The organism is Fibrobacter sp. UWR3 (genome assembly GCF_900143055.1).
Taxonomy (GTDB): Bacteria; Fibrobacterota; Fibrobacteria; order Fibrobacterales; family Fibrobacteraceae; genus Fibrobacter.
In genome coordinates this window covers 1-24,631 of the sequence record NZ_FRCW01000015.1, presented here as the reverse complement: position 1 = coordinate 24,631, position 24,631 = coordinate 1, and the positions used below count along the sequence as shown (strand labels likewise).

Genomic DNA, 24,631 nt, shown 5'->3' with positions numbered 1-24,631 from the left:
TGCCACACTTGCGGGGAAATTTACTTTTTTTTCGCGCAAAAAAAAGCCTCCCTTTCGGGAGACTTAAGTAAAATCACTCAATTTCAGCGATGTAAGTTTTTTGTGTGTTTCGCGGTTACTTGACCACGCCCTTGCCGCGCTTCACGCCCCACACTTCGGTCAGTTCCTTCTTCGCGACCTTGCCCTTGTCGGCAAGCTTCACGAACGAAGTGTACTTGGTGATGTAGGCGCCGGTACCCACCAGACGGTGCTTGTCCGAAAGCATGTTCCAGGCCACGTAGAAGTTGCGCGGGTTCTTCACGCAGTCACCCATGCCATCCGGAGTGGTGCTCGGGTCGGGCGAGAAGAACTTGTCGTTGCAGTAGAGCCTGCCGCTCTGGTGAGCAACGAAGGCACCCAGGTTGGTGAAGTAGTCCACCTCGTACTGGAAGTAAACTTCGCTCTTGTCCAGCGAGGCATATTCGTCCTTGGACCCGATGATGGAACCCATGTCGGACTGCACAAAGTGACCGAGCGTACCCGGATGGTCAGCCTTCACCTTGTCCATGTTCTCGTTCGTCTTCACGGGGAATATCTCGCCCACCGGCATGTCGGGAGTCACCCTCGACGGGTCAGCAACGTTGTACGAAATCGTAGACACGTCAATCTTTGCGTCACCCACGACCTGCACCCACGGGGAAGGCAGACGGTTCGTCGCATTGTAGTTCGTCGGCGAATTCCAGTGCCAATCGGGGTCTGTCGCCTGGCGGAGCGTATCCATACCCGGAGCAACACCGTTCGAGGTATCGGCCCAAATCACGGCATCGGCACGGAAGCGGATGTAGTCGCCCACGTGCGGGGTCGGGTTGTTCGGGTCGGCGTTGTAGTAGCGAAGGTTGATGGTATCCTTCTTCGGCTGCGGCACGTTACCCGCCGTCGAGTGCATGTAACGGGCAGACTCGCTCACGATATCAATGGCGGAGTTCAGGTAGTAGCTGAACGCCTGGGCGCCATAGTTCGCATCCATCATGGTCACCGGTTCGGAAACAATAATCCTCACCTGGTCGTAAACGGCACCATCACCTTCGTTAGACGCGCGAGCCGAGAGAATCACCGGAGCCATGCGGTCGGTAAGTCCCTTCTCGAAGAAGGTACGCGCTTCCTTGCCCTTCCACTTGTACACCGTGAACGAGGCAATCTTGTTGTCCGGGTTCACGAGCGTCTTCACATCCTTACTGAGCGGTTCGTCAACAGCGAACACGAGCGTCTGGCCACCGTCCGGGCTCTTTTCGAACGCCTTACGGATAGCGACAGTATCGAACTGGGCGGAGCACTTCATCTCCGTATCCTTATTGTTGTTCGAAATGCCCATTTCATAGGGATTAATCTTCTCGAGGTTCGATTCGTCGAAATTCAAGCAGATGTAGGTCGGGATGGAATCCTTGTCAATCTTGCGGTCGTAGATAATGGCCATGGAGTCGGCCTTACCGTCGAGGTATTCCTGGCTTTCGCTATGGAAGTCATGATAGATGTTCATTTCGCCAAGCGGGGCGCCCTTCACGTCGAACAGGTCGACAATGAGCGGCATCGGTGCAGGCGGCTTGTAGAAGTGCATGTTGCCATAGGGAGCGGCAATCGCGTTGTTCTCGATAGAACCGACAACCATGGAGGCAGCCTCGACCGAGTATTCTAGATTGCTGCGGATACGCACCAGGTACACGCCATCGGCATACTTGCCTATCTGCGAAGTAATACCATTCGAGGCATCGAGTACATCGATATCAAACGTACATTCCGTGCAGAGGGCACCGGTAACCGGGTTCGAAATAATCACGAAGAAGTCCACGTCGGAACCCACCCAGTGGAAGTATTCCGTAACGCCGTCCTCCTCGAAGTCCGGGTCCTGCGTGACCGGGTTCCAGGTAAGCACATTGCCCAGGGAATCCTTCGTCGCAGGTTCGGCAAACGAGATTGCCGGAGCATAGAACGTAATGGTAGCCGAAGTGTTACCCACGGAGGCGGTGACCGGCATGGAACCGGCAGAAAGCCCTGCAAGCGGAACTTCGAGCCAGAACGTGTCGATACCCGTCGGGTTCACAGACGACGCCAGCGGGGTCACGAGCGGGATTCCGTAATTCGGATCGGCGGGGTCGTTCGTCTTGTAAAGCGTTGCACCCGCGGTAAGCGTAAGCGTGTAGCTCTGGCCCGGAGCAGAAATCAGGTCGATACCGCCCTGCTCATCGGGAGCAGACACGTATATCGGCACGCGCGTACCCGCCATACCTTCACCGACAAACTTCCAGGTAGTACCGCTAGCATAAGCGGCATCGTCGCCATCGACGTTATCGAACTTGACATCGTTAGAAACGATACCCAGGTTACCCTTCACGCGGAACTTGAACTTTTCGTTGCTGCCGTTGACTTCCACGTTCAGTAAGTAAGTACCGGGAGCAAGCCCGGTAATCTTGTCGGGGTTGACAACAGGGTTTCTCGGATCTGCGAGGTTGATACCGCCGTGTACCCAGCCGTTGTTACCGGCAGTCGGGCCGAACGGGAGCGCAGCACAGTCGGCACAGCCGGCAGGCGTTTCGCCCTTGCGGGTGGTAATAGAGTATGTAATGGGCTTGTCGATTTCGTCACCGCACTTAATAGTCTTTTCCGGCCCGGTGCCGCCACCGAGAGCCACAGAGGCACAGTCGCCGCCACCCGAGGTTTCCACGCAGATATTCACCGCGATATCACCTGAGGCAGCGTCCTTCTTCGAAGAAAGCGTAACACCCGTAGACTGCTTGATGTACATGTTCGTCTTGATAATCACGTTACTCATCGTGGTTCGGCGGTCACAGAAGAAGATGTCAATCGGGTAATCGTTGCCCGGCACAAGGAAGCCTGCACCGTAGGTGGTGTTCAGGTTCTTCAGCACCACGTGGCCCGGGGCGGCAAGGTGCGCACCGCCGTTATCCACGGCAATTTTCCTGTTGATGAACACCCAGATGTCGTCGTCACCGCGGAAGGTAAATTCCTGGGATTCATTGTAGGTGAACGTTGCATGCGATTCGAAGCAGAACTGCTGGTTTCGCATAATCGTCGGGTTAGCCCCCCAGTCATCACCTTCACCCCAGCGATTGAAGCTCGATTCGCAATAGCTACCCCAGCACCAGAAGTCTGCCGGATTGTCACCATTTTCAAACTGGTATTGGCAATCCACACCTCCAAACCAACCCGGAGTATTGCAGTAATGGTCAAAGTCGGCAATTTTGCCAACACCGGGAACAGTCATAGGGAATACCGTCGGTAACACGGGAACAGGCCCTGCAGCTTTGCGCTTTTTACGAGCCCCAGGAACAGGCTGTGGAGCGCCCCCATCCAACGAAACGAGATTGGCCAGAGCAACCGTTCCCGAAGTCCAATTGCCGGCATTATCAAATTCATCACCAAAATATTCCAGCGGAGAGAATCCACCGATTTGGCAAGTAGTCGAATTCTTATTGCCAGGACACTTGTCCAACTCCTGCCCCTTATTGCTGTAATGCGTGGAATCGGAATCGTAGCCCCAACGGGTATCATTACCATAATGGCGGAACGGCATGTCGTAGCACTGCACTTCATTCAAAGTCGGAACATGATTAAACAACGTGTTGAACTGAGCCGCGTTGCCAAAGCACTTAATTGCATCAGCAGAACCCGAGAAAACAGGCTTGTTGTCAGGTCCCAAATCCGGCAGAACAAGACCAGGGTGGACACCCACACACCCGTTCGTATGGTTCTTTACAGCATCCCCGTCCGAAGAGAACAAGCCATTAAGGTCTTGGTCAGTATCATAAATAACAGCGGCAAGGCTGAAGGAACAACGGCTGTTGTTGCCCGGTTCAGGAACACCCGGGTCGGTCACATACCAGCCACCATCATCTTCACCGGGCCAGTCGCCATCGTCAGGAATAAAGTAAAGAGTATTCGTGCCATAGGCTTCGTAAAGGAGGCTTAGGTCTACCGGAGTAGCGACATCTTCTTCACCCCACAGGCCGTTCGCACCCAATTGCATATCTGGGAAATTCTTCAGGTACATGTATACACCCGTCGGTGCCTGGCCAAACACCATGCTGTACCATCCACAGAGATTCTTTGCCGGAGTCATGGCAGTATCTTTTGCAGTCCCATTCGGCATCACATAATGAATCATCATGTCATCGGACTGCCAAGTCTTTTCTTCAGGAACAAGCACATAGAAATACTTTGCATCAGAGGGATTCTCACCGGTATAGGTGCGGCCCGGAACAAGCGGATTTTCGGAAACGTAAATGACCTTACCGTTGCCGGGACACGCAATGGACGCCTCGTTCGTAGGCCAGTTCGCATCATTCGCATTAGCTGTCGGACCATTAAACTTGGTCGATGTCACAATCTTGGTTGCAGGAGAACCATTTCCTATTGCGAAAAACAGTTTATCCTTAATACCAAGCAGGCCCAAATCATATACGTAGTAGCCCTCATCATTCTTTGTCATCGCCTTAAGCGTATTGACATTGAAGCCACCGATATAGGCAGCATCCCAATCATCAGGCGCCTTGAAAAAGACGGTTCCCTGGCACACGGGATTCTGTGCCCACGTACCCTGCACCCCTGCAAGGAACATCGCGATACCCAATACACACCCTATGAGAGAGGACTTATGTTCTTTCATAATTTTTTTATCCATTTTGGTTCTCCAGCCAATAGCATAGCAAAAAGACAGCGGCCTCTTGCGATGCCACACCGCCTTGAAATTTATCCTTTTTTTACGAAAAAGGGTAATTTTTTTTGAAAATATTTGAAAAGGGGACCTTTCTTGTGATTTTTTCGCGTATTTTGCGGGTCGTATTGTAAATTTTAGGTTACAGCCAGCCCTTTCGTTCTTTTTTAGGTCTTGATGAGCGTTTTTAGGGTCCTTTTGTTCACTATTTTTCTATAATGTCATGCAGGCGCATGCCGTAAATTTCAGACTATATTTATAATAGGCTGTGCGGAGACTTTTATGCAGGATTTAGACCAGACCATCGTTACCCCGGGCAAGACAATCAAATTCGAGAAAATCGAGCTGCGTCCGCACCTTATAATCCTGTACCCCCAGACCCAGTTCAAGCAGATTCCCCTCCCGAAGGGGACGATTACCCTCGGGCGCGGTCAAGATGCCGACGTGCGCCTCGACGACGAGCTCGTGAGCCGCAGGCATTGCGCCATCACGTTCGACGGAATCCGCGTGACCGTCAAGGACCTCGGGAGCACGAACGGCACCTTCGTGGACGGGGAATTCGTGGAGGAGAAGGTCCTCGATTCCGACAACCGCCTGCAGATTGGCAAGATGGTGATGAAGGTGGAATTCAAGGACAAGAGCGAAGAGGCGATAGACAAGGCCCTCTACGAGGCGGCAACAATAGACCCGCTCACCAAGATAAGCAACCGCAGGAACTTCTTTGACCGTAGCCTCGGCGAACTCGCACTCGCACGCCGCAACAATTACTTTGTACACACCATCATGGTGGACGCGGACCATTTTAAGCGCGTGAACGACACCTGGGGCCACCAGTGCGGCGACATGGTGCTGAAAGAGATTGCGAGGATCCTGAACGAGGAAAAGCGGGAGGCCGACCTGCTCGCCCGTTACGGCGGTGAAGAATTTTTGCTGCTGCTCGCGGGGATAAGCCCCGAAGACGCACGGAAGAGCGCCGAACGCCTCCGCAAGGCAGTAGAAAGCCACAAGTTCTCGTGGAAGGACACGGTCATTCCCGTGACGATTTCCCTCGGGTTGTGCAGCCGCCAGGGCGAAAACATCGGGAAGGTCGAGGAACTGATTGCCGAATGCGACCGCCTGCTGTATGTGGCCAAGGAAGGCGGCAGGAACCAGGTAGCTTGCGAAGTGTAACTTCGCAAATGCGGAATTAGGAAGTAAGAATTAGGAAATTCACCCCAAAAACAATTCCGACATCCGAAATCCGAATTAATAATTTTCTAAATTTGCGCGCCGAAATGTCGAAACTGAATTCCGAGCGCCTCAATTCCTTTGGTACAGCAAGCATCCCGAAACTGGTATTGCAGTTCTCGGTGCCTTCCATCGTGAGCATGCTGGTGAACGCGCTCTACAATATAGTAGACCGCCTCTTCGTGGGCCAGGAAGTCGGAAGCCTAGGCATCGCGGGCATCACGCTGTGCTTCCCCATCATGCTGTTCATCATGGCGATGTCGATGATGATTGGCGTAGGCGGCAACACGCTGTTCGCCATCCGCCTCGGGCAAAAGAAGTACATCCAGGCCAGCATCATTCTGAACAACTCGTTCTCGCTCCTGTTGCTGATGGCCGCCACCACGTTCACGCTCGGCGAGATATTCATGGAGCCCCTACTCCGCCTGTTCGGCACGAGCGACCAGACACTCCCCGTTGCCAGCAGCTACATGCGCATATTGCTTTGCGGTGCGGTATTCCAGACGGTCGCCCCGGGCATGAACCACTTTATCCGTAGCATGGGCCACCCCAAGACGGCCATGTTCCGCGAAGTCATCGGCGCCGTCACGAACATCGCGCTCGACTGGCTGTTTATAGTGCAATTCCGCTGGGGCATAGAGGGAGCCGCATGGGCGACCATCGGTTCACAGCTGGTGGCAGCATCGCTCATCACGCAGTTCTTCGTGAAGAAAGATACCCCCATCCGCATCCGCTGGCGCCACATGAAGCTGCGCTTCGCGTATGTGAGGAAGATTATCATCCTCGGCATTCCGCCTTCCATAATGCAGGTGTGCAACAGCCTGATGAACGCCATCCTCAACTGGAGCCTCACCACCTACGGGGCAATCAGCCTGCACAACACGGGTGCCCTCTCGGGCGGCGACCTCGCAATTTCTGCATTCGGCATCGTGAACAGCATCGCCTCGTTCATATTGCTCCCGCTGCTCGGCTTTGTACACGGCACGCAACCGATTATCGGGTACAACTTCGGCGCGCGCCTCAACGCACGCGTGAAGGCGACCCTCAAGTTCACGTTCATCTACGCGGGGAGCTTTATGCTCGTGGCGTGGGCGATACTGATGTGGAAGACCGAAGTGTTCGTGGCCCCCTTCGCACCCACCGACCTCAAGCTGCAGGAAGTCGCCGCGTGGGCCATGCGTATTTTCGGGGCGGCATTCTTCATGATTCCGCTCGGGCTCGTTTCGGGCAGTTTTTTCCAGGGTACGGGAAAGGCGCTCAGGTCCATGTTCCTGAACGCCTGCAGGCAAGTGATTCTGCTAATTCCCTTTTTGCTCGTGCTCCCGCACTTCTTTGAACTGAAGGGCGTGTTCATGGCGCAGCCCATCGCCGACACGGGTGCGGCCATCATCGGCGTGCTCATGCTCCGGCACGAACTGAAAAAGCTGAAATAATTAGCGGACGTTCACGCGGCGGTGGCCGAGGCCGACCTTCACGATGTAGGAACCAGCGCGCAAATTCTGCACGAGAGTTTCGGTGCCGGCAATGGCTCCCCGACGCACGATGCGGCCCTGCAAATCCATAACCGCATACGTTTTCGCGGACGCATCCGAAGTAACAATGGAGAGCGTCGAGCGGAAACTGTTGCGGACAGTAAAGCCCGAAACATTTCCAGCAACACGCACGGCAGGCTTACTGACGGCATCCGTATTACCCGGCTTGTCCAACCCAGCAAGGATCAGGTTCGTCAGAATATGCAAGTTGCTCATTGTCGTACGGCGATCGCAGAGGAACATGTCGAAATCGTAAACTTCCCCCGCTACAAGCTCGCCAGAAGCACCTGCAAACTCGTCCAGGTTTACGTAAGCGGGTGCAGGCATGTGGAGACCGCCCAAGTCAATCGCCAGTTTGTTGTCGATATACACCCAGATGTCGTCGTCACCGCGAACCGCAAGGAACGCTCCCGGCCGGTAAGTGAACATCGAGTGCGTTTCCAGGCAGAAATGCTGGTTACCCTCGCTCTTGACGCGGTCATCCCACGAAAGGACATCGTAGACATTGGGCTTATCCCCATCGGCGAACTCGCCCGCCGTTACCGGATACAAGTCAATATACGGAAGCCCGGTCTTGGGTTCTGTCAGGGACCAGTCGTAAACATCGCCAAGCGCCTGCTGCGCCTTGTCGGAAATGAAATTTTTCGCGGCATCGTTGCTGCCACCCATGCCGTAACGCACTGCACCGTATTCTTCCCTCAGGGTAGCGGCTGTTGCGCACGTTCCTGTGCACTTATCGTTCTTGACAGAATCCGCAAGGTCGTTCAAGGGAGTGAATGCCTGCGAAGGATTCGTGCTCCAATAGCTGTCGTATTGCCACAGGCCGTTTTGGTTCATGTAAAAATACACACCGCGCGAACCGAGCTCGTGGACCACGTTCACATCCGGAGTCGCCTTGAACATCGCGTTGAATGCTTCCGCGCTCACGAAGCAGCCGCTTGCAGCATTGTAGGTCGGCTTCTTCGTCTGCGGGTCAAGCAGATCGGCAACGATTCCCGGAGTCACGCCAATGCAGGGGACTGTATTCTTCGCACCCTCGCCAGGATAGTTGTACTTGGCGTTTGCGGAATAGCACGCGTTGGCACCCATATTCGGGTAATCATCGCAGGTAAACGCGCCGTGCAGGCTTGCATCGGTATCGTAGAACGTCATCTGCAAGAAGTAGGAACAATTGCCACTGGCATCATTGTCAGATGTCGCAAACGATCCGCTACCTGTCGGGGATACATCAGGGTCGGCAAAGAAAAATAGCGTGTCCTTTTCGTAGACCTCGAATACCATATCCAATGCAATCGGTTCGAGGGCGGCTCCCAACCCATTCATTCCGATGGCTTCCTTCAGGGATTCATCGGATTTTTTGAAGATGATGAAATTGCTTGGAACATTTCTGTAGACCCACGACGTATAGAACCAACCGCACCTGTCTTCGGCAGGTTTGAGCGGCTTGCCACTCGCATACTTTCCGTCGCCCGACCACATGGGCGGGGTCACCCACCATTCTTCCTTATCGGGAGGCAAGAAATAGAGATACTTGATTTTCGGTTTTTCCGAGGCAACAAGGGTCTTGCCCGGCTGTTCCGGGTCCTCGAGAACAAATACGCTGTTTCCGGCCCCAGGGCACTTGATGTCTGTTTTTCCTTTGAGGTAACGGAAATCCTCATTCACAGCGTTGTTCCATTCTGCCTGGACGATATACTTCATTGGAGCATACAGATGATTCACCAAGGCAAAGGTCGAATCCATTTCACCGCTCTTCGCCTGGGCCAGGTCAACCTTAAAATAACGCGTTTCAGCATCGTAGCGAGGGCTCGCCTCGGTCGACGTGGAATCCGTCATGACGTAGAACCGACCCGTCCAGCCTTCCTGCGGCATCAGATAGAGCGTGCCTTCGCATTTTGCAAGGGCATTCTGCACGCCCGCAATCGCAACCGCAGACAACAGAATTTTCAAAAATTTCATATTTCCTCCTATCCAAAGAATTTAATTTACACTAAAAATATAGTATAAATTCTATCAACTGTTCTTTGCGGACTAGAACAGTTTCTTCGCGTCGGTCAGCTGGCCGTCCTTCTCGTGGAAGAGGATGACGGAGCCGCCCTCGAGGGTCTTGAAGACTTCGACCAGGCGGTTGACGGTCTTTGCCTCGTCAAAGCCGATTTCGTTCTTCGCGGCTTCGTTCACGACTATGCCGAAGTTCACGGCGTTCGGGGCGGAACGGCGGAGGTAGGCGATGAAGTCGGCGGCGGATGCAATCACGTCGGTACGGCCCTTCACTTCGATGTTCATCGGGTCACGGATGCTGGCCGAAAGCGGGAACAGGTCCTCGTTCACGGTCTGCTTCGCGTTCAGGAAGAACATGTTGCCCACGTAGAGGCTGATGGTATCGTCGAGCACCTTGCCCACTTCGACGGACACGTCGCACGAAGACGACATTTCCTGAATTTCTAGCTTGGAGGGACCGCAGGCAATGAGAGCTGCGGAAGCGAGGATGGCGAAAGCGGCCAGAATCTTTTTCATATAGGACTCCTTATGTTCCTGTGATGCTTAAAGATCCCCGCCTTGGTTCGGCGACGCTCACCACAGGTCGCGGGGATGACGATGAAACAAATATATACTTATTTCGAGAGGATACCAAGCGCCCTGGACACGAGTTCGGGCGAAAGCCTGAAGATTTCGCTCAATTTCTCGACCCTTTCGGGTTCGGCGATGCGTTCCATGCGGCTGCCGTTTGCGTCGCGGGTCACGAGGTTGCCCTTCTGGTAATAGTACTGCACGCCGCGCTCGCGGTCGAGGCGGTTCAACACCGGGTAGGTCATCATCTCGCGGTAGAAACTTTCGGACCAGTGCTGTTTAAATTCCTCGACGCTCACGCCTGCCACCGGGTATTCGAACCGCAACTTCATGGGCGAAGAAATCGAGCCGTCGGTACGGAGGGCGCCGCCGGTCCAGAGTTCCATGGAATCCATGTCGGGCCGCACGAGGCGCACGCTGTTCGGCACCAGCGGGAAGAGCGCCTCACCTGCACCGAAGGGCTTCGGGAGCGGAATCGGCAACGGGTCAAAAATCAGGTAGCCGGGATCGAATAAAAATTCTGAGTGGATCGCCACGCCTTCGGCTCGCGATGACGCGTTAGTATCCGCATCCGGTAAAATCAGCGCGCAGTGGATGTTCCGTTCCTTGCGCTTGTGGCCCATCACGAGCCGCGGGTTTAATCCCATGTCGCGCAGGCTCTGGTACAGGTGCCACGTCATGCTGAAGCAGGTGCCGCCACCCATCCAGGTGTCGATATCGTTCTGGTCGCTGTCGTCGAGGTTGCGCGCGGCAGTAGCGCTGCCGGTAGATTCCAGGCGTATGATTTTCGTGAGGTTCTCGTACGTGACGTTCGAGAGCCTGTTGCACAGGTCGAGAATCTTTTGCCAGAGGGCCGGTTCCATAAGGGAAAAGATAGATAATGTGGAATGTGGAATGTGAAATGTGGAATGAATAATAACCAGCAACTAATGACCAATGACTAATGACCAATGACTATTTGCTATATTATGCGCATGCTCGGTATTGAACAGAAAAAAGGAAACGACGACAGGCTCTGCGGCAGGATGATTGCCTACGCAAGGATTTTGCCCACGCCAGACGCCGAAGAAAGCAACACGCCGTTCGACGACATGATCAAGAACGGACTCTTGACGCTTGAAGGCGATTTCCGCAAGTTCAACCCGACCGTGCCCTCGCGCCGCCGCAGGAACCAGGTGATGGACGAGCGCCTGAACGAGCTCCTCGAAACGATGGAGGAGAACGGCGTCGAACTGCCCGAGAACCTTGACGTGGAAACGGTGCGCGACCGCCTGCACGAACTTTCGAACATGGAAGTCATCCCCATCCCGGCGCGCATCGGCAACTTCACCAAAGAAGAAGACATTCTCAAGGAAGAAGCCGACATTTACTTTGTCGGGGAATTCATCGGCGCGAACCAGGCGCACTTCTGCCTCACGACGCTCCCCATCTACTACCAGGCGCGTTACCGCGAGCAGACGAAGAAGCACGAGATGGAGCTCCTGAACGATATGCTCTCGCAGTTCGAGAACGGGCAGTTCCTCGACAACGAAGACATCATGAGCGACACGGTGGAGCTGTTCCCCGAAGGAGCATCGCTGAACACGTTCGTGGGCGACCTCGGGAACCTTTTGAACGTGAAGGTGATACCCTTCCTGCTCGCCTGCGAAACCGACGAGGATTACGACCGTCAGGTGAAACTGCTGTACAAGTTCATGAAGGACTACCCCGAGCCGCTGGACGTGAAGCGCATCGACGCATCGCTCCGCATGCTGCGCGAAGAGGGCAACAACGAACTTGCCCGCAAGGTGCTGGAACTGAGCACAAAAAAAATCTGCGCCCTCTACAACGAGGACGCAAAAGCTGCCGAAACATTCGAGGCTGAAATTACATCTTTGAAAGTGTAAGGAGCACCGCTCCAACCAATATGACGATGGTCGAGAGCGTAAGCTTTATGCGGCCATGACGGCTTGCGTATTCGCCGAACACGAACACGCCCCACATCTGGTTCACCACGAGATTGAGCTGCAGAAGCGGGTAGCCCACTGCGTAGCCGAACATGCCGTCGTCGGCGATGGCCCAGAAGATGGCGAGGGTACCGAGCATCCAGAGGATGCCGGACGCAAAAGCGAACAAAGTAGGAATTTTAGGATAACCGAAACTTTTCTTGCGCTTGAGCGTCATAATGGCGACAAGCAATACGCTGCCTACGCACACGCCCACCGAGAAGGGGAACAGGAATTCCATATCACCGAGGGAACTGAACTTGTACGGAATCAGGTACGTACCGAAAATCGCGCCCGAAAGGAGCGAGCGCCAGTTTTTCCACACGGACTTGGTCTTGCTTGCAGGAATCCAGATGCCGATAACCATGCAGGCAATCGCCGGAACGGAGAAGTACAGAAGGGTCGGTTCCTGGAATATGACCACGCCGCTGAAGAACGAGAGCAAGATGCTCACGCTCATGGACCGAAGCCCCGTACCCGCGAGGTCCTGTTCGGCCTGCACCGCCCAGAAGCAGAGCGCGCCGCCGATAACCCAGAGAAGCCCGCAGAAAATACCGACCGGCGCCAAGTTGAATTGCCCGGTTACTCCCGCGATAACGGTGGAACAGAAGAGCGCGCCCACCGCCATCACGGCGAGGAACGCCCACGAAGAATAGTTCGGGTACTTTTTCAGGGGAACCATGTAGGTCCCGAAAGCAAAAATCCCGATGAGGACACCGATTAAACTGAGCGTGCTACTTGCCAATGCAGAACCCCGCGAAAATAGATTGTAGAATGTCTTCGGACGAGATTTCGCCCGTTATGCTCTGGAGTGCACGACGCACCACCTGCATTTCAAAAGCCAAAAGTTCGACTGCAGGATTGTTCCGGAGCAGGTCGAGCGCGCGGTCGATACCCGCAAGGGCGTCTTCGAGGCAGGCCTTCTCGCGCTCGCTCGTAATCCAGAGGTCTTCTGCGTCCGCAGATTGTTTGAACAGGGTGGCGTTCATCGCCTGTCGGAGAGCGTCGAGCCCCTCGCCCGTCTTGGAAGAAACACTCAGTCCGCCATCGGGAATCGGGGATGCGCCGTTCCTGTCGGGGGATGCACGCAGGTCGCTCTTGGAATAAACGACAAGGTCCGCGTTATTTGCCATGTCCGCGAAGGTGGACGTTCTAAGATTCTCGCCTTCGCGAGAATGACGAGATGCTAATTCGCCTTCGCGAGAATGACGAGGTGCTAATTCACCTTCGCGAGAATGACGAGATGCTAATTCGCCGTCGCGAGAACGACGAGAAGCAATTTTGCCTTCGCGAGAATGACGAGATGCTAATTCGCCTTCGCGAGAACGACACTTCCGCAAAGCCCCGTCCAGCACGAGAATCTTCATGTCGGCTTCTTCGAGAATTTCCCTGCTCTTCTTCTGGCTGAGAGCGTCAAGCTCATCCGTCGCCTGCGCCGCGATGCCCGCGGTATCGACCAGCCGGATTTCGCCACCGGGCAAGAACAGGCGCACTTCCACAAAGTCGCGCGTAGTGCCCGGAACGTTGCTCACGAGCACGCGGTCTTCGCCCAGGAGGGCATTCACGAGGCTTGACTTGCCCGCATTCGGCGCGCCGTAGAGCACGGCCAGCGGGAGCCTGCTAAGCGAAGCCTTCCCGTGGAAGCTGTTTAAAATTTGCTGGATGGATTCGCGGACAGCAACAAACCGCGCCTCCCAGCCTGCAAAGTCCGGATCGGCCTCCTCTTCCGCGAAATCCACATCGAGTTCGAGGCGCGCCGAGATGTCCTTGACCTGCGAAGCGAGTGCCGCAATCTTTTTCGAGAGGGCGCCCCCCAGAAGGCGGTGAGCGTTCTCGAGTTCTGCGCGGTTCGCACTGTGAATCACGTCGGCCACGGATTCGGCCTGCGTCAAGTCCATCTTGCCGTTCAGGAAGGCGCGTCGCGTGAATTCCCCGGGTTCGGCAAGGCGCACGCCATCGAGCCCGCGGATTGCCTGCAGCAGGTCGCGTACGATAAGCGGGTTCCCGTGCGGGTAGAGTTCCAGCACGTCTTCGCCGGTATAGGAATTCGGGCCCTCGAAGAAGATGTACAATAGGCTATCGATAAGCTTGCCCGACTGCGGGTCACGCGCAGTCCCGAGGCACGCCTCGCGCGCCTTCAAATTCTCTAGACGCTCGTTCCCGAACAGGCGCGCGACCACGTCACGGACGTGGGCTCCGCTCACGCGGAGCGCGGCCACGGCACTCACGCCGGAGGGGGTCATCGGAGCGACTATCGTCTGGGAATCCATGCTCATAAAGATAGTTATTAGTAGTTAGTCCTTAGTCATTAGTAAAAAAAATGGCGCCTTCGGCGCGACCATAAGAACCAGCAACTATTGACCAATGACTAGTGACCTTTTTTCTATCTTAAAAAATATGAGCAACTTCAAACTGATTTCCCGCCCTATCGGCACAGTGCAGTGTTTTGTCCTCCAGCGCGACGACGGCGCTGAATTCGAAATCCTTTCGGGCTACGGCAGCGGGCTCAACGCCTGGCGCATCCCTGTCGCAAACTATGCCTCCGCGGGCAACTCACCCGAGGCTAGCGCCGGCAAAAAAACGCTCGACCTGCTCTACGGCTACCGCGAAGGCGACGACATCTTCAAGATGGGCCCCGACACCAACGCGGGCTGCAGGCTAGCCCCCTACCCCGGGCGCACCGCCTACGCGAAGTTTACCTGGAACGGCAAGACCTACCAGCTCATCAACAACGTAAGCTGGGCCCCGCACGCCCTGCACGGTTTTTTGCAGAACCAGGAATGGAAATTCGAGCGTTTTGAAGCCGACAGCAAAAGTTGCTCTGCCGTTTTTACCTGCGACTGGCCGGGTGCCTTCGCGGGATTCCCCTTCCCGTTTCGTGCTACAAACAAAATAACGTTCTCCGGGAACGCGTACATGGTCGAATCGACCGTCGAGAACATGGGCAACACGGATATGCCCTATTCCGAAGGCTGGCACCCGTACTACATGCTGGGTGAAAAAATCAACGACCTGGTAATGACACTCCCCGAATCGCTCCTTGCGGAACTTGACAGCGCCGACCTTCCGACAGGCAACTTCCATGCGGACACGCGCTTTACTGCAGGCCGCAAGATTAACGACGAGTTCATCAACGACTGTTTTTGCCTTGTTGACAACAGCAAGCCGGGAGAAACAGGAAGAGGCGTCGTTACGCTCGAAGGCAAGAACGGCAAGCTCACCATTTGGCAGGATGCACGCCTCGGGCAGTACAACGCCATCCAGATATACACGCCCCCGACCCGCGAGAGCATCGCCATCGAGCCCATGACATCGGAGCCCGACGCGCTGAATCACCACCGCGGACTCATCGTAATCCCGCCCGGCGAAAAACGCACGTTTACCTTCGGCGCGGAATACAAGTAATCCTTCGGCAAACGAAGTTTGCCTCGCACACTTACCCGCACCGGGTCTTCGTCAAATCACTTCCGATGTAGTCGGGATAGTCGTTGTCGAAACAGGCGGCGCAGTAATGCTCGCCCTCGCCGGTGCATTCCTTCATGCCTTCGACGCTCAGGTAGCCGAGGCTTTCGACGCCCAGCATCTTGGCGATTTCGTCGGGAGTCATGGAACTTGCGGCCAGTTCGCCCTGGCTCGGGAAATCCATGCCAAAGAAGCAGGGGTGCGCCACCGGAGGCGATGCTATGCGGATGTGGACTTCGAGAGCGCCCGCGTCGCGCAACATTCGGGAAAGAATCTTGAGCGTCGTGCCGCGAACGATGGAATCTTCCACCACGCACACGCGCTTGTTCTTGAGCACACCCTCTATGGGGTTGAACTTGAGTTTGACCTTCTGCTCGCGCACGTTCTGCGTGGGGTCAATGAAGGTGCGGCCCACGTAATGGTTACGGAGAAGCCCGATTTCAAAGCGGATGCCGCTGGCTTGCGAATAACCTAACGCAGCCGTGGTGGCGCTGTCGGGTACAGAAATCACGATATCCGCATCTACAGGGCATTCCTTCGCCAGTTGCTTTCCCATCTTGCGGCGAATCTTGTCACAACTTTGTTCGAAAATCTTGGAATCCGGGCGACTGAAGTAGATGTACTCGAAAATGCAATGGGCCAGCCTGTCCTTGTGGGTAAAGCGCTCGGAGTGCAGCCCGTTCTGGGTGATGGTCAGGAACTCGCCGGGCTGGATATCGCGCACGTAGTTTGCACCCAGCAGGTCAAATGCGCAGGTTTCGCTCGCGACACACCACGCCTTGCCCATCCGCGCGATAGAAAGCGGGCGGAACCCGAAGCCGTCACGGGCCACGAACATGGTGTCCTTGCTGATAAACACGAGGCAGAAACTGCCCGTGAATTTCGTGATGGCTTTCTTGATGGCCTCTCCCAGGGAGTCCGCCTCGGTGCGGGCGATTTCGTGCAGGAGAATTTCGGAATCGGAGGTGGTCTGGAAAATGTGCCCTTCGCTTTCCATTTCGGCGCGGAGTTCGGTGGCGTTGGTGATGTTTCCGTTGTGGGCCACCGCGAGCTGCCCCCACTTGCAGCTCACCAGAATCGGCTGGGCGTTGGCAAGGGTAGATGCCCCGGTAGTGCTGTAACGCACGTGGCCAATGCCAGCAAAGCCGTCAAATTCGTCGATGTTGTGTTCCCGGAGGAGGGTGGATACAAGCCCCATGGACTTGCGGACGCGAACCTTGTCTCCGTCGGTGACCGCGAATCCGGCGCTTTCCTGACCGCGGTGCTGCAGGGCGTAAAGCCCCATGGTTATATTCCTCACGACGGTATCGCCATTGTAAATGCCGATGACGCCGCATTCTTCGTGTAATTCGTCGAGCATAACGCCTCTCTGAAATTTATGTTTCCCCTACCTCGAAGGTCACAGCCCACCCGTTCGGATGCAAGCAGGGAAACGGACGTTTTTGGCATGCAAAAATCGTGCCATTTTATGGTTCGAGGGGTAAATGGCGCACGAGGTGGCATTGTTGCGCAAGAATGGATTTTGGCCCGAGAAATGGTTTTACATTTTGTGTAATGCAAAATCGCAAAACTACAAAAATTGTAAAAGAATTGCCCATTTCGGGCGAATTTCGCAAAAATTTTTCTTTTTTTATGCCTTACCAACGCCTTGGCAGAATGCTAGTTTTTGGTTCCGATGAAAAAATCGGAATCCATCGAGGCACACATGAGTACCGCCGTTGCAAGCCACTCGCAACGGAACCAGGCGACTCTCCCCGGGCATCTGATTTTCATTCCTGTCTTTAAATTTTTCAATCGTTTGGCAAAAGCTTCTGGCTTTTGCCTTTATTTTTATCTGGATTTTCATTACACAGCGAGCAATATATGACTGACAAGTTCAACTGGAAAGCGAAACGCGAGAAGAAAGCGTTCTTGGCACTGGCGGATGGCGCCGTGTTCCACGGGTATGCCTTTGGAGAGACTACCGATACCGTCGGCGAAGCGGTGTTCAACACCGGCATGGCGGGCTACAAGCAGATTTTGACGGACCCCTCCTACGCGGGGCAGTTCGTGGTATTCACCACGGCAGAAGTGGGCGCGTACGCCGCAAACCTCGAGAAGTCCGAATCCCGCGACGTGTTCCTGAACGGGATTGTCGTGAACTCGCTGGATGACGTGAGCAAGGAAATCGGCGAAGAGAGCCTGCACGACTATATGCTCGCCCACAAGAAGCCGGGCATCGCGGGCGTGGATACGCGCGCTCTCACCATCCACCTGCGTGAACACGGGGCTCAGAAAGCCTACCTGCACGTAGACGGCTCCGACATGAATGAAGCCGACGCGATCGCAAAGGCAAAAGCCTGGGAAGGCCTCGACGGCCAGGATTACGCCAGCAAGGTCAGCGACCCGAACGGCTACGAATTCAGCACCGAAGGCGACCTGAACGTTGTCGCGCTGGATTTCGGTATCAAGACGAACATTCTGAGGAACCTCGCCGCGCAGAACATGAAGGTGACGGTGCTTCCGATCAACGCCACCTACGAACAAATTATGGCGAAGAATCCGGACGGTGTGTTCCTCTCGAACGGGCCTGCCGACCCGAACAGCCTCCCGCAAGTAGCGGCTGTCGTGAAGCAGCTTTTGGGCAAGGTCCCGCTGATGGGCATCTGCCTCGGTAACCAGCTTTTGGGTCTTGCGCTCGGCGCGAAAGTTTCCAAACTCAAATTCGGCCATCACGGCTGCAACCATCCGGTGAAAAACTTGAAGACCGGCGCCGTGGAAATCACGAGCCAGAACCACAACTACGCCATCGAAGAATCGACCCTCCCCGCGAACGTGGAAGTCTCGCACATCAACCTGAACGACAACACCGTCGAGGGCATCCGTCACAAGGAACTCCCCGCGTTCAGCGTGCAGTACCACCCGGAATCCGCTCCAGGTCCGAACGATTCCTACTACCTGTTCGGCGAATTCAGACAAATGATTCTTGACTTTAAATCTGGAAAGAACGGTGCGGGCAAGGATTGTGCTTGTATGGATGGCGCGGGTAAGGAATGCGCCGGGGAGGTGAAAAATGGCTAAGGCAACTGCAAAGAAACAGACCAAGTACATCTTCATTACCGGCGGCGTGGTCAGTTCCCTCGGTAAAGGCATCACCTCCGCATCGCTCGCACTGCTCCTCAAGAGCCGCGGCTACAAGGTGTTCATGCAGAAGCTGGACCCGTACCTGAACGTGGACCCGGGCACCATGAGCCCCTACCAGCACGGTGAAGTTTTCGTGACCGACGACGGCTACGAAACCGACCTTGATTTGGGCCACTACGAACGCTTCGCAGGCGTGCAGTGCTCCAAGGCATCGAGCTACACTTCGGGCCGCATCTATTCTTCTGTACTCGCAAAAGAACGCGCGGGCAAGTACCTCGGCGGCACCGTGCAGGTGATTCCGCACATTACCAACGAAATCAAGGACGCCTTCCGTTCTGCAGCTGAAAGCGGCGCTGACATCGTGCTCTGCGAAATCGGCGGTGTCGCTGGCGACATTGAATCCCTCCCCTTCCTGGAAGCCGCAAGACAGTTCCGCTTCGAAGTCGGCGTGGAAAACACCTGCTTTGTCCACCTGGTTTTGGTGCCTTACCTCAAGGCAGCAGGCGAACTCAAGACAAAACCTTCGCAGCACTCCGTTGCCGAACTTCGCAACATCGGTATTTTCCCGGACATTCTGGTGTGCCGTACCGAAATGACGATTCCGCAGGATCACCTCGACAAGCTCGCGCTCTTCTGCAACGTAAAACCCGAATGCGTCATCGAAGAAAAGGACGTGACGGATTCTGTATACGCCGTGCCCCGCGAACTTTCGAAGCAAGAACTCGACCTTCGCGTGCTTGAACAGCTCCGCCTGAGCGTGCATCCGATTATCCACTCCGAATGGGACAAGCTAGTAAAGAAAGCAACCCAACCGAAGTACGAATGCACCATCGCGCTGGTGGGCAAGTACATCGCCATCCGTGATGCCTACAAGTCCGTACACGAAGCCCTGCAACACGCCGGCATGGAACACAATGCCAAGGTGAAGGTGGAATGTATCGAGGCCGAAGAACTCGAAAAGAATCCGAACCTCATCAAGAACGCCGACGGCATCCTGATTCCGGGCGGCTTTGGAAGCCGCGGCGTGAACGGCAAGTGCGTTGCCATCAAGTACGCCCGCGAACACAAGGTCCCGCTGCTGGGAATTTGCCTCGGCATGCAATGCTGCGTGATTGAATTTGCACGCAACATACTCGGCTGGAAGGACGCCAACTCCACGGAATTCGACGAAAAGACGGCCCACCCGGTCATTGACCTGATGGACGAACAGAAGAACGTCACCGAAAAGGGCGGCACCATGCGCCTGGGCGCTTACCCGTGCAAGCTCATGAAGGATTCCAACGCCGCAAAACTCTACAAGAGCGAAAAAATCAGCGAGCGTCACCGTCACCGCTACGAGTTCAACTACAATAGCGAATTCCGCGTCGCCTTGGAAAAGGCCGGCCTGAAAATCGCCGGTACATCGCCCGATGGCAAGCTCGTGGAAATGGTGGAAATCAAGAACCACCCCTACTTTGAAGCCTGCCAGTTCCACCCGGAATTCAAGAGCAGGCCCACCGCGCCGCACCCGCTGTTCAGCGGGCTTGTAAAGGCAGCGCTCGCACAAAAGAAAAAAGGTTCCGCGCAGGCCAAGTCTGCGCAGGCAAAACCGGCACAAAAGAAAGATTCCCGCCTTGCTTCGACAAAGCTCAGCACAGGTCGCGGGAATGACAAGAATGGAGGCAAAAAGAATGCCTAAGCGTACCGACATCAAGAAGATTATGCTCATTGGTTCTGGCCCGATTGTGATTGGCCAGGGCTGCGAATTCGACTACTCCGGCGTGCAGGCCTGCAAGGTGCTCCGCCGTGAAGGCTACGAAGTTGTGCTCGTGAACTCCAACCCGGCCACCATCATGACCGACCCCGAAATGGCCGACCGCACCTACATCGAGCCGCTGAGCGTTGATATTCTGCACGAAATCATCCGTCGCGAACGCCCCGATGCATTGCTCCCCACACTCGGTGGCCAGACGGCTCTCAACCTCGCGATGGAACTCAACGAGCGCGGCATTTTGGACCGCTACCAGGTGGAACTTATCGGTGCAAAGGCGCAGTCCATCCAGCGCGCCGAAGACCGTCACCTGTTCAAGGAAGCCATGCTCAAGATTGGGCTTGACCTCCCCCGCTCCGGTTCCGCACACTCCATGAGCGAAGCGACCGCTATCGCCCACACCATCGGCAGCTGGCCGCTGATTATCCGTCCGGGCTTTACCCTCGGCGGCACGGGCGGCGGTATCGCCCACAATCCCGAAGAATTCGAAACCATCGTGAACCGCGGTCTTGACGCCTCGCTCAACAACGAAGTGCTTATTGAAGAATCGCTGCTTGGCTGGAAAGAATTCGAAATGGAAGTCATGCGCGACAAGAAGGGCAACGCCGTTATCGTCTGCTCCATCGAAAACCTGGACCCCATGGGCGTGCACACCGGCGACTCCATTACCGTCGCCCCGATCCAGAGCCTTGATGACCGTGCCTACCAGGCCATGCGTGACGACTCCCTGAAGGTCATGGAAGCCATCGGCGTAGAAACCGGTGGATCCAACGTTCAATGGGCAATTGAGCCCAAGACCGGCCGCCGCATCATCATCGAAATGAACCCGCGCGTGAGCCGTTCTTCTGCTCTCGCCTCCAAGGCAACGGGCTTCCCCATCGCAAAGATTGCAGCCCTCCTCGCCGTGGGCTACACGCTCGACGAACTCCGCAACGACATTACGCAGACAACCCCGAGTTGCTTTGAACCGGCTCTCGACTACGTTGTCGTGAAGGTTCCGCGCTTCACCTTCGAAAAGTTCCCGAAGGCCGATTCCACACTCGGCACTCAGATGAAGTCTGTTGGCGAAGCCATGGCCATCGGTACCAACTTCAAGCAGGCCATGCAGAAGGCCCTCCGCTCCCTCGAAACGGGATTCGGCGGATTCGGTGCCTGCGCCAAGTGCGAAAAGTTCGCCGCATTCGACGACGAAACCCTCGCCAAGGAAGTTGCCCGCCCGAGTGCCGAACGCATCTTCGTATTGCACGAAGCACTGCGCCGCAAGTGGGGTGTCGAGAAGTTGTACGAAATCACGAAAATCGACCGCTACTTCTTGCGCCACCTCGAAGAACTCGCCCTCTACGAAGACGAAATCCTTTCCGCAGGCTCTCTCGAAAACCTCGCGAAGGACCTGCCGCTCTTCCGCCAGGCCAAGGAACTCGGCTATAGCGATATCCAGATCGGTTACCTGTTCCACATGACTCCCGAAGAAGTCATGGCGGTGCGCAAGCAGATTGGCCTCGTTCCGAGTTACTACTCCGTAGATACATGCGCCGGCGAATTCGAAGCCATCACGCCGTATTATTACAGTTGCTGGGCCGAAAATTCCGAACCGGTCCGCACGATTATCGGCAACCGCGGCAAGAAGCGCATCATGGTGCTCGGCGGCGGCCCGAACAGAATCGGTCAGGGCATCGAATTTGACTACTGCTGCTGCCACGCCGCCTTTACGCTCCGCCGCGAAGGCTACGAAGTCATCATGGTGAACTCGAACCCCGAAACGGTTTCCACCGACTATGACACCTCCGACAAGCTCTACTTTGAACCGCTCACGCTCGAAGACGTGATGGGCATTTACGAACGCGAAAACTGCGCGGGCGTGATTGTGCAATTCGGTGGTCAGACTCCGCTGAACCTTGCCATGCGTCTCAAAAAGGCCGGCGCAAACGTCGTAGGTACAAGCCCCGAAGACATTGACCTCGCCGAAGACCGCGACTTCTTCAAGCAGCTGGTCGACAAGGTCGGTATCAAGCAGGCCGCATCCGGCATCGCCCACAACGTGGAAGAAGCCCTAGCCATCGTCGAAAAGATCGGCTACCCCGTTCTCGTGCGCCCGAGCTTCGTTCTCGGCGGCCGCGGCATGGTGATTGTCTACAAGGAAAAATACCTCCGCAAGTTCGTAGAAGAAGCTGCCGCCATTGGCGAAGGCAAGCCCATCCTCATCGACCGCTTCTTGGAAGACGCCACCGAACTTGACGTGGACTGCATCAGCGATGGCAAGCACACCGTGGTGGGCGCCATCATGGAACACGTGGAACCCGCAGGCATTCACTCCGGCGACTCCGCAAGCGTCATCCCTCCTATGACGCTTTCCAAGGAAATCCAGGACAAGGTCCGCGCCTACGCCAAGGAATTCGCGAAGGAACTCCACGTGGTCGGCCTCATGAACATGCAGCTCGCCGTGAAGGACGGCGAACTCTACATGATCGAAGTGAACCCGCGCGCCTCCCGCACCGTTCCGTTCGTGTCCAAGTCCATCGGCGTCCCGCTGGCCAGCTACGCCAGCCGCTGCATGCTGGGCGAAACCCTCGAACAAATTGGCTTTACCGAAGAAGTCCACGTGCCCTACGTGAGCGTCAAGGAAGCCGTCTTCCCGTTCGTCAAGTTCCCGGGTGTCGACATCACGCTTTCTCCGGAAATGAAATCTACCGGCGAAGTCATGAGCATCGATCGCGACCGCGGCCTTGCCTACCTCAAGAGCCAGCTGGCATCGGGCAACAAGGTCCCGAGTCAGGGCAACATCTTCGTCTCGCTCAAGGACGAAGACAAGCAGAAGGCCGTCCCGCTCATCAAGCGCCTCGTTGACATGGGCTACCAGATTTACGCCACCCGCGGCACCTCCACGATGCTCTACAACGAAGGCATCAAGACCCGCGCCGTGTTTCGCATCTCCCGTGGCCGCCCGAACCTGCTTGACCTCATTCACGACAAGGAAGTCCAGTGGATTGTGAACACCACCGAAAATGGTGCCGAAGCCATGGTCGATGAAATCCAGATGCGCTCCAAGGCGGTCGTCTCCGGCATTCCCATCACCACGACCATCGCCGCCCTCACCTCTACCGTGGAAGGCCTCATGGACAAGCACGACTTCGGAAGATTCGAGGTATGCAGCCTCCAAGAGTACCATCGCCACGTGAAGAAGTGACACCCATTCGACCAACTCAGGGCAGGCTCAGTGTCATCCTGAGCGGAGAGGCATAAGCCTCGAAGTCGAAGGATCTAAAGCATTAAGCGCAGACTCAATCGAGCCTGCGTTTTTTGCTTTAACTAACCTTATATCTTGAACTGGGCTATTTCTTCTTGAGAAAGACTACTGATGTCCTTGCCATTCCTGTCTGCATACCGAGCCAGTTCTAGCAGGTTCAACTTGCAGGGAGGAGCATTCCTGTACGGGTCGGGAACCGCCGAAAACGGAATCCGTACATCGGACAGAATGTCCTCAACCTTCTTAGTTCCATTCATAAGTGTACGTCTCCAACATTTTTTTTGCAGCAATCGGCCCCAAAATGAAATGATACGGATGAAGCGCGCCGATATGCGCACACCCTAATACGCCAATATAGTGATTTAGCAGTTCTTTGTTAAGGGCAAAACCGAAAATAACGCCATCGTAACCCCATTGTACAGATTTATCAACGGCAATGGCAAAAAGATGCCCACCAACGCCGCTATAGCGCTGTGAGCCATATACACGTTTATTGTTGTGCGGAGCAGTGCAGGCCCAGTGCAAGTACGCCGCCTTAGGCCCTTCATCATTTTTCACCCCGACCAGCCCCTGAATTTCGTTATTTTCCTTCAAGGCGAGAGCGAACACTTCAACATCGTTAGGGACCTCAATCCAATCGATCCCCCAGCCGTTCTTTTCGTTGAACTTTTTCAGGAACGAGCGACTCTCAATCCTGAACACCACGGTTTCCTTGATTTCTCCGGTTTCGTTGTCCTTAAGGCAAGGAACAATCTCGTCCAGCCAAATTCCGACACCACCGATTTTTGCATCGCTATACATCTTCTACTCCTTCCCGCAAACAAGCTTAAAATTGCGGGTCTTTTGAATTCACGCTTAAAATATACATTCCTCGTATGTCATATTATGACAATCGGCGATTTTCGCGGAAATTTTGGCAATTTTGAGGAAAATCGACCCCTGCAGGCGGTTGAATTCTGCGTTTTTTTGCTTTTTTCTTGCCTTCCGGGCGTGGCGTCACCTTTTGACAGCGGAATAATCTATATTTTG

The 24,631-nt window shown here is 55.2% G+C and carries 16 protein-coding genes and 1 pseudogene; 8 read left to right on the top strand and 9 right to left on the bottom strand.

Annotation, left to right across the window (positions count from 1 at the left end; translation table 11 throughout):
* Positions 1-115: 115 nt before the first annotated feature.
* Positions 116-4,675: a fibro-slime domain-containing protein gene (locus BUA44_RS14500; protein WP_083579655.1), complete on the bottom strand. Its 4,560-nt coding sequence runs from the start codon at positions 4,673-4,675 to the stop codon at positions 116-118.
* Positions 4,676-4,990: 315 nt separating this feature from the next.
* Between BUA44_RS14500 and BUA44_RS14495 the strand changes: the two genes are divergently transcribed.
* Positions 4,991-5,878 carry a GGDEF domain-containing protein gene (locus tag BUA44_RS14495; protein WP_072813465.1) on the top strand — a complete coding sequence of 296 codons (888 nt, stop codon included), beginning with the start codon at positions 4,991-4,993 and terminating at the stop codon, positions 5,876-5,878.
* Positions 5,879-5,982: 104 nt separating this feature from the next.
* Complete coding sequence (locus tag BUA44_RS14490) at positions 5,983-7,368, top strand: MATE family efflux transporter (protein ID WP_072813563.1); 1,386 nt, start codon at positions 5,983-5,985, stop codon at positions 7,366-7,368.
* Here the strand turns inward: BUA44_RS14490 and BUA44_RS14485 are convergent, their stop codons facing one another.
* The 3 genes from BUA44_RS14485 to BUA44_RS14475 all read right to left on the bottom strand — a co-directional run bounded on the left by BUA44_RS14485 (position 7,369) and on the right by BUA44_RS14475 (position 10,901).
* Positions 7,369-9,426 carry a fibro-slime domain-containing protein gene (locus tag BUA44_RS14485; RefSeq protein WP_072813463.1) on the bottom strand — a complete coding sequence of 686 codons (2,058 nt, stop codon included), beginning with the start codon at positions 9,424-9,426 and terminating at the stop codon, positions 7,369-7,371.
* Between the two features lie 72 nt (positions 9,427-9,498).
* Complete coding sequence (locus tag BUA44_RS14480) at positions 9,499-9,984, bottom strand: hypothetical protein (RefSeq protein ID WP_072813460.1); 486 nt, start codon at positions 9,982-9,984, stop codon at positions 9,499-9,501.
* 98 nt (positions 9,985-10,082) lie between these two features.
* On the bottom strand, positions 10,083-10,901 hold the full coding sequence (locus tag BUA44_RS14475; RefSeq protein WP_072813457.1) for a hypothetical protein: 819 nt from the start codon (positions 10,899-10,901) through the stop codon (positions 10,083-10,085).
* 111 nt (positions 10,902-11,012) lie between these two features.
* On the opposite strand from BUA44_RS14475, the gene BUA44_RS14470 reads away from it, so the two are divergent.
* On the top strand, positions 11,013-11,924 hold the full coding sequence (locus tag BUA44_RS14470) for a hypothetical protein (protein ID WP_072813560.1): 912 nt from the start codon (positions 11,013-11,015) through the stop codon (positions 11,922-11,924).
* Here the strand turns inward: BUA44_RS14470 and BUA44_RS14465 are convergent.
* The gene (locus tag BUA44_RS14465; protein ID WP_255370582.1) at positions 11,905-12,768 is read right to left on the bottom strand and encodes a GRP family sugar transporter; all 864 of its coding nucleotides are present in this window, start codon (positions 12,766-12,768) and stop codon (positions 11,905-11,907) included. The genes BUA44_RS14470 and BUA44_RS14465 overlap by 20 nt on opposite strands.
* Positions 12,758-14,293: a tRNA modification GTPase gene (locus BUA44_RS14460; RefSeq protein ID WP_083579659.1), complete on the bottom strand. Its 1,536-nt coding sequence runs from the start codon at positions 14,291-14,293 to the stop codon at positions 12,758-12,760. Before BUA44_RS14460 ends, BUA44_RS14465 begins: the two co-directional genes overlap by 11 nt.
* 127 nt (positions 14,294-14,420) lie before the next feature.
* On the opposite strand from BUA44_RS14460, the gene BUA44_RS14455 reads away from it, so the two are divergent.
* Entirely contained in the window at positions 14,421-15,428 is a 1,008-nt protein-coding gene (locus BUA44_RS14455; protein ID WP_072813453.1) for an aldose 1-epimerase, read from the top strand.
* Between the two features lie 31 nt (positions 15,429-15,459).
* On the opposite strand, the gene purF is transcribed toward BUA44_RS14455, so the two are convergent.
* Positions 15,460-16,845, bottom strand: coding sequence for an amidophosphoribosyltransferase (purF, locus tag BUA44_RS14450; RefSeq protein WP_072813450.1), 1,386 nt, complete (start codon positions 16,843-16,845; stop codon positions 15,460-15,462).
* Between the two features lie 194 nt (positions 16,846-17,039).
* On the opposite strand from purF, the gene BUA44_RS15450 reads away from it, so the two are divergent.
* The 4 genes and pseudogenes from BUA44_RS15450 to carB all read left to right on the top strand — a co-directional run bounded on the left by BUA44_RS15450 (position 17,040) and on the right by carB (position 23,542).
* Positions 17,040-17,270, top strand: coding sequence for a hypothetical protein (locus BUA44_RS15450; protein ID WP_143152026.1), 231 nt, complete (start codon positions 17,040-17,042; stop codon positions 17,268-17,270).
* 78 nt (positions 17,271-17,348) lie between these two features.
* Positions 17,349-18,545, top strand: a complete 1,197-nt coding sequence (carA, locus tag BUA44_RS14440) for a glutamine-hydrolyzing carbamoyl-phosphate synthase small subunit (RefSeq protein ID WP_083579653.1) — start codon at positions 17,349-17,351, stop codon at positions 18,543-18,545.
* Positions 18,538-20,211, top strand: a pseudogene (locus BUA44_RS14435) (CTP synthase); the annotation flags it as partial. The gene carA and the pseudogene BUA44_RS14435, both read left to right, overlap by 8 nt.
* Before the next feature lie 67 nt (positions 20,212-20,278).
* The gene (carB, locus tag BUA44_RS14430; protein ID WP_072813446.1) at positions 20,279-23,542 is read left to right on the top strand and encodes a carbamoyl-phosphate synthase large subunit; all 3,264 of its coding nucleotides are present in this window, start codon (positions 20,279-20,281) and stop codon (positions 23,540-23,542) included.
* A gap of 128 nt (positions 23,543-23,670) precedes the next feature.
* Here carB and BUA44_RS14425 read toward each other — a convergent pair whose 3' ends face one another.
* Positions 23,671-23,859: a hypothetical protein gene (locus tag BUA44_RS14425; RefSeq protein WP_072813443.1), complete on the bottom strand. Its 189-nt coding sequence runs from the start codon at positions 23,857-23,859 to the stop codon at positions 23,671-23,673.
* Positions 23,846-24,403 carry a hypothetical protein gene (locus BUA44_RS14420; RefSeq protein ID WP_072813441.1) on the bottom strand — a complete coding sequence of 186 codons (558 nt, stop codon included), beginning with the start codon at positions 24,401-24,403 and terminating at the stop codon, positions 23,846-23,848. Before BUA44_RS14420 ends, BUA44_RS14425 begins: the two co-directional genes overlap by 14 nt.
* Positions 24,404-24,631: the final 228 nt, after the last annotated feature.

What these genes read in the sequence shown, in the direction of transcription:
- BUA44_RS14500 (WP_083579655.1), bottom strand. Translation starts at nt 4,675, where the DNA reads ATGGATAAAAAAATTATGAAAGAACATAAGTCCTCTCTCATAGGGTGT.
- BUA44_RS14495 (WP_072813465.1), top strand. Translation starts at nt 4,991, where the DNA reads ATGCAGGATTTAGACCAGACCATCGTTACCCCGGGCAAGACAATCAAA.
- BUA44_RS14490 (WP_072813563.1), top strand. Translation starts at nt 5,983, where the DNA reads ATGTCGAAACTGAATTCCGAGCGCCTCAATTCCTTTGGTACAGCAAGC.
- BUA44_RS14485 (WP_072813463.1), bottom strand. Translation starts at nt 9,426, where the DNA reads ATGAAATTTTTGAAAATTCTGTTGTCTGCGGTTGCGATTGCGGGCGTG.
- BUA44_RS14480 (WP_072813460.1), bottom strand. Translation starts at nt 9,984, where the DNA reads ATGAAAAAGATTCTGGCCGCTTTCGCCATCCTCGCTTCCGCAGCTCTC.
- BUA44_RS14475 (WP_072813457.1), bottom strand. Translation starts at nt 10,901, where the DNA reads ATGGAACCGGCCCTCTGGCAAAAGATTCTCGACCTGTGCAACAGGCTC.
- BUA44_RS14470 (WP_072813560.1), top strand. Translation starts at nt 11,013, where the DNA reads ATGCTCGGTATTGAACAGAAAAAAGGAAACGACGACAGGCTCTGCGGC.
- BUA44_RS14460 (WP_083579659.1), bottom strand. Translation starts at nt 14,293, where the DNA reads ATGGATTCCCAGACGATAGTCGCTCCGATGACCCCCTCCGGCGTGAGT.
- BUA44_RS14455 (WP_072813453.1), top strand. Translation starts at nt 14,421, where the DNA reads ATGAGCAACTTCAAACTGATTTCCCGCCCTATCGGCACAGTGCAGTGT.
- purF (WP_072813450.1), bottom strand. Translation starts at nt 16,845, where the DNA reads ATGCTCGACGAATTACACGAAGAATGCGGCGTCATCGGCATTTACAAT.
- BUA44_RS15450 (WP_143152026.1), top strand. Translation starts at nt 17,040, where the DNA reads ATGCAAAATCGCAAAACTACAAAAATTGTAAAAGAATTGCCCATTTCG.
- carA (WP_083579653.1), top strand. Translation starts at nt 17,349, where the DNA reads ATGACTGACAAGTTCAACTGGAAAGCGAAACGCGAGAAGAAAGCGTTC.
- carB (WP_072813446.1), top strand. Translation starts at nt 20,279, where the DNA reads ATGCCTAAGCGTACCGACATCAAGAAGATTATGCTCATTGGTTCTGGC.
- BUA44_RS14425 (WP_072813443.1), bottom strand. Translation starts at nt 23,859, where the DNA reads ATGAATGGAACTAAGAAGGTTGAGGACATTCTGTCCGATGTACGGATT.
- BUA44_RS14420 (WP_072813441.1), bottom strand. Translation starts at nt 24,403, where the DNA reads ATGTATAGCGATGCAAAAATCGGTGGTGTCGGAATTTGGCTGGACGAG.